Below are 4,537 nucleotides of genomic sequence, written 5' to 3' on the forward strand. Positions count from 1 at the left end.
TCCCCAGCCCCAGGAACGTGGAGCGCAGGTGCTGCCGTTCCCCGGAGAAGGGGTTCCCCCGGGCGGAGAAGTTCTGGTAGCGCGCCTCGGCGGAGAGGAAGAGGTTCTCCCCCAGCTCCAGCCCCACGCCGCCGCACAATTCGAAGCCCACCTGGAGCACGCGGCTGCCCAGCGCGTCCGGGGCCGGCTGGGGCCGGGAATGGGGCACCAGCAGGCTGGCCCCCACCCCCAGGAAGGGCCGCACCCGGGTGTCCCCCAGGGGCACCACGCGCACGGCCATGGGCGTCACCTCCGTCAGGTGCCGGCTGGACGCCAGGTGCCCGCCCACCTCCAGCACCGCCCCCGGCTTGCGGTACGCCCAGCCCAGGCCCGCGCTGTAGCCCACGGTGCGCCCCACCTCCTCGCTGCCCTGGAGCACGTAGGCTCCCAACGGCGCGACGGTGATGCCCAGGTTTCGGGCGGGTTCGGCGAGGGCCGGGGCCGACAGCAGCACGAGCCCGATGCACGCCAGGGGGAGGGCGGAACGGAACATGGCCCTCCCCCAGAGCAAGGCCAGGGCCAGGGGGATTCCCCAGCCGCGTCAGGCACTTGCGGGAAGGCCCGGCCTGCGACGGCGGTCCGCGCAGGACACGGCCGTCACAGACAGGAATGACAGGGCGCCCTCCGCCGCGAAGCCGTGGGGCTTCCAACGGTCCGGAGGGCCTCCGGAAGGCGCCTCAAGAGGCGCCGGGGGTGTGCGTCAGTTGCCCTCGCCCTCGTCCTCGGGTTCGGGGGCGCCAGCGGGCGTGGCCCCCGGAGTCGCCGCCGAGTCCCCCGGCTTGGAGCGCGGGATGCCGAAGTGGTCCAGCGCGTCCGCGATGCCCTGGGGCTTGTCCGCGTCCGGCAGGAAGTCCTGGGGCGGCTGCAGCCCGGGGTCCTTGCCAATCTCCGTCAGGCTGGACTCCAGCGTCATGCGCAGCTCGGCGGCCTCCGGGGTCTTCTCCTGGGGCACGCCGATGCGCCCGTCCAGCCGGGCCTTGAGGACGACGGACGTGGCCGAGTCCACCAGCACCTCGCCCTCCAGCGAGCGGGGCAGCCGGTGCGCGAAGAAGTTGGCGCGGCGCTTCGTCGTCTCGTCCGCGTTCTTGGGCGTGAAGGCGGCGGGCATCTTCTGCGGCGTGCCGCCCTCCTGGGGAGCGCCCAGGGACACGTTGTACTTCCACGCGGTGCGCCCCTCGTGGGTGACGGTGCCCGCGGGGGTGAGCTTGATGCGGCCCTGGAAGAGGCTGTCGAAGTCGCGGATGGCGCCCGTCAGCTCCGTGCGGGTGCGCTCGGCCATGCCCCGGTCGCGCAGGCGCTGGCGGTACGGGCCGTAGCGGTTGCGCGCGAACACCTGCCCCTTCACGCGCATCACCTCCAGGCCCTGGTCCCGGGAGTTCTCCAGGACACCATGGAAGTCGCCGTTGACGCCGCCCGGGCCGGCGCGGAAGGAGCGTGTCTCCGTGAGCTTCACGGGGTTGTTGCCGCTGGGGCCGGCCCACTCGTAGCTGAGGGTGGACTGGAAGAAGTGCGGGCCCAGTCGCTCGGTCACCTCCGCGGCGTCCATGCCCAGGATGCGGCGCGACACCTGGGGGTTGTCCGCGACGTCCTCCGGCGGCAGCTTCTCCTTCGCCGAGGCCACCACCTTCGGCGGGTCCTCCGCCGAGAAGATGCGGGCCTTGGCCGCCTTGTCGACAGGGTCGGAGCAGCCGGCGGCTGCCAGGACCAGGGCGAGGGCGGCGGACTTCGTCAGACTTCCCACGGAACCTCCACGACCATGACGGCGGGGGCGGCAAGTTACGTGGGGGCCACAGGAGCGGCAAGCGGTGGCTTGCGTGCGGCCGTGCAAGGGATAGAACGCCCAACCCATGCAGAACCTGCGAGACAAGTTGTTGAAAGCGGGCCTCGTCTCCGAGGAGCAGGCCAAGAAGACCGACTCCACGCCCTCGGCGCCACGGCGCCAGGAGGACAACCGGGGGAGCGCTCCACGCGCCCCGGCTCCTCGGGGACGTGATGAGAATCGGACAGCCGGAGGCCCGCCACGCCGCGACGACCGCGGAGCACCGCCACGCCGTGAGGGGGGTGGCGGTCCGCCGCGTGGCGCCGGAGGTCCCCCGCGCCAGGGTGCGGGCGGTCCGCCGCGCCAGGGCGGAGGCTTCCGGAGTGGCCCCCAGGGCGGGTTCGGCGCGAGCGCGCGTCCGGGCACGCCGACGGAGAAGCCCATCCCCAAGCTGCCGCCCATGCCGGGCTCCAAGGCCTACCAGCGCGCCGAGTCCAAGAAGCAGGTGGAGCTGGACCGCGCCCTGCGTGAGCTGGTGCTGGGCGCCCAGGTGCCGCAGGAGCCGGGCGAGACGACCTTCTACTTCATGACGCGCAAGGGAAAGCTGCGCCGCATGGAGCTGAGCCCCGCCCAGGCCAAGCAGCTGGAGGACGGCGAGCTGGGCGTGGTGGAGCGTCCGGAGCCCGCGCAGATTGAGCACTCGCTGGTGCCCGCCGCCGCGGCCGAGCAGATGTACGCGCTGTCCGCCAAGGCCGTGCGCTTCTTCAACCGCAAGGAGAACCCCGTCGGCTTCATGAACGACGAGGAGCTCAAGGCGCAGCAGGCCGCGGAGGCCTCCGGCACCGCGGTGGAGACGCCCGACGAGCCCGAGGCCTCCACGGACGAAGGCTCCGAGGAGGGCGGCGAGGCTTCCGCGTCGTCCGAGGCACAGGCCTCCGAGCCGTCGTCCGAGCCGTCGTCCGAGCCTTCGGGCGAAGGCGGCACCCAGCAGTCCTGACGTTCCTTCCCGTGCCCTCCCCTCCTTCCCGTCCGGGAGCGAGGGGAGGCGCGGCTTCCACCGGACGTCCGCGCTCGCGTCAGCCGAACGCGTCGATGCCGGTGATGGCCTTGCCCAACACCAGCGTGTGCACCTCGTGGGTGCCCTCGTAGGTGAAGACAGACTCTAGATTGAGCATGTGGCGCACGGGCGGGTAGTCGTCCGTGATGCCGTTGGCGCCGTAGATGCTCCGCGCCACGCGGGCGATGTCGAGCGCGCTCTTCACGTTGTTGCGCTTGGCCAGGCTCACCATCACGGGGTTGCTCTTGCCCTCGTCCTTGAGGCGCGCGAGCCGCAGGCCCAACAGCTGCGCCTTCACGATCTCCTGGAGCATGTCCGCCAGCTTCTCCTGCGTGAGCTGGTAACCGGCGATGGACTTGCCGTCGAACTGCGTGCGGGCCAGCGCGTATTCGCGCGCGCCCTCGAAGCACGCGATGGCCGCGCCCGTCACCGCGAACGCGATGCCGGCCCGCGCGTTGTTGAGACAGGACAACGGCCCGCGGAGCCCCACGACACCGGGCAGCACGTTGCGGTCCGGCACGCGCACGTCCTGGAAGGACAGCTCGCTGGTGCGCGACGCGCGCAGGGAGAACTTGCCGGGAATCTCTCGCGCGCTGAAGCCGGGCATCCCCTTCTCCACCAGGAAGCCGCGCACGGACTCAGGGCCGCCGTCGTCCGTCTTCGCCCACACCACCGCGACGTCCGCGATGGAGCCGTTCGTAATCCATGCCTTGGTGCCGTTGAGCACCCAGCTGTCCCCGTCCTTGCGCGCGCGGGCGCGCATGCCGCCGGGGTTGGAGCCGAAGTCCGGCTCCGTGAGGCCGAAGCAGCCGATGAGCTGTCCCTTCGCCATGCCCGGAAGGAAGCGCGTCTTCTGCTCCTCGCTGCCGTAGGCGTGGATGGGGAACATGCACAGCGAGCCCTGCACGGACGCGAAGCTGCGCAGCCCGGAGTCACCGCGCTCCAGCTCCTGCAACACCAGGCCGTAGCTGACGGTGTTCATGCCCGCGCAGCCGTAGCCCTGGAGGTTCGCGCCCAGCACGCCCAGCTCCGCCAGGCCCGGGATGAGGTGCGCGGGGAAGGTGCCGTCGCGGAAGTGCTGGCCGATGATGGGCAGCACCTCCGCGTCCACGAAGCGGGCCACTGCGTCGCGGGCGGCCTTCTCCTCGGCGGACAGCAGGTCGTCGATGCGGAACAGGTCGGTGATGTCGGCGCGGGGCATGGCGGCGAGCTTGACGTCGCCCTCCCCGGGCCGTCAAACCGGCGGTGCCTCAGGGCGTCGCGGGCGCGAGCGCTTCCAGGTCCGCGTCGCGCAGGAAGTTGACCAGCGGACCGTCAATCTTCCGCTGACCGTCCACCACCACGGTGGGCTTGAGGAAGAAGAGGTTGTTCCAGTTGAAGTCATACAGCGCCTGCTCGGCGGCGTCGTTCCAGGTCCCGTCCATGCGGCCCTGGTAGTACCCAAGCTTGTGCAGCACGCGCTTCACGACCTTCGCGGTCTCCTTGTCCAGGGAGATGAGGTCCGACGCGTACGGTGCCGCGACGCCCGCCTGGTAGCGGTTCATCTCCACGTCCAGTTCCTTCAGCGCGTGCTTGCTGCTGTGCACGACGGCGTCCGCCAGCACCTTCGTGTAGAAGACCGCTTCGTTCTCCGAGCTCCAGACGCGGATGACGCCAGAGCGCTCGCCGTTGTTGTCCCCGCC

5 protein-coding genes are annotated in these 4,537 nt (G+C 71.3%); 1 reads left to right on the forward strand and 4 read right to left on the reverse strand.

Annotated elements, in window-relative coordinates; genetic code table 11:
• Both D7W81_RS39980 and D7W81_RS39985 read right to left on the reverse strand, forming a co-directional pair.
• On the reverse strand, nt 1-532 hold a 532-nt coding region (locus tag D7W81_RS39980), incomplete at its 3' end, for a hypothetical protein (protein WP_120560572.1).
• Between the two features lie 207 nt (nt 533-739).
• Nucleotides 740-1,780 (reverse strand): hypothetical protein, encoded by a 1,041-nt coding sequence (locus tag D7W81_RS39985; protein ID WP_120560573.1) that lies wholly within the window; start codon nt 1,778-1,780, stop codon nt 740-742.
• 478 nt (nt 1,781-2,258) lie between these two features.
• Here D7W81_RS39985 and D7W81_RS43930 point away from each other — a divergent pair, with 478 nt between their 5' ends.
• Nucleotides 2,259-2,795: a DUF2058 family protein gene (locus D7W81_RS43930; RefSeq protein ID WP_244227765.1), complete on the forward strand. Its 537-nt coding sequence runs from the start codon at nt 2,259-2,261 to the stop codon at nt 2,793-2,795.
• Nucleotides 2,796-2,874: 79 nt separating this feature from the next.
• Here the strand turns inward: D7W81_RS43930 and D7W81_RS39995 are convergent, their stop codons facing one another.
• On the reverse strand, nt 2,875-4,056 hold the full coding sequence (locus D7W81_RS39995; protein WP_120560575.1) for an acyl-CoA dehydrogenase family protein: 1,182 nt from the start codon (nt 4,054-4,056) through the stop codon (nt 2,875-2,877).
• Between the two features lie 49 nt (nt 4,057-4,105).
• A partial coding sequence (locus tag D7W81_RS40000; protein WP_279637940.1) for a putative peptidoglycan binding domain-containing protein occupies nt 4,106-4,537 on the reverse strand: 432 nt, incomplete at its 5' end.

It is taken from the genome of Corallococcus aberystwythensis (genome assembly GCF_003612165.1).
Classification (GTDB): domain Bacteria; phylum Myxococcota; class Myxococcia; order Myxococcales; family Myxococcaceae; genus Corallococcus; species Corallococcus aberystwythensis.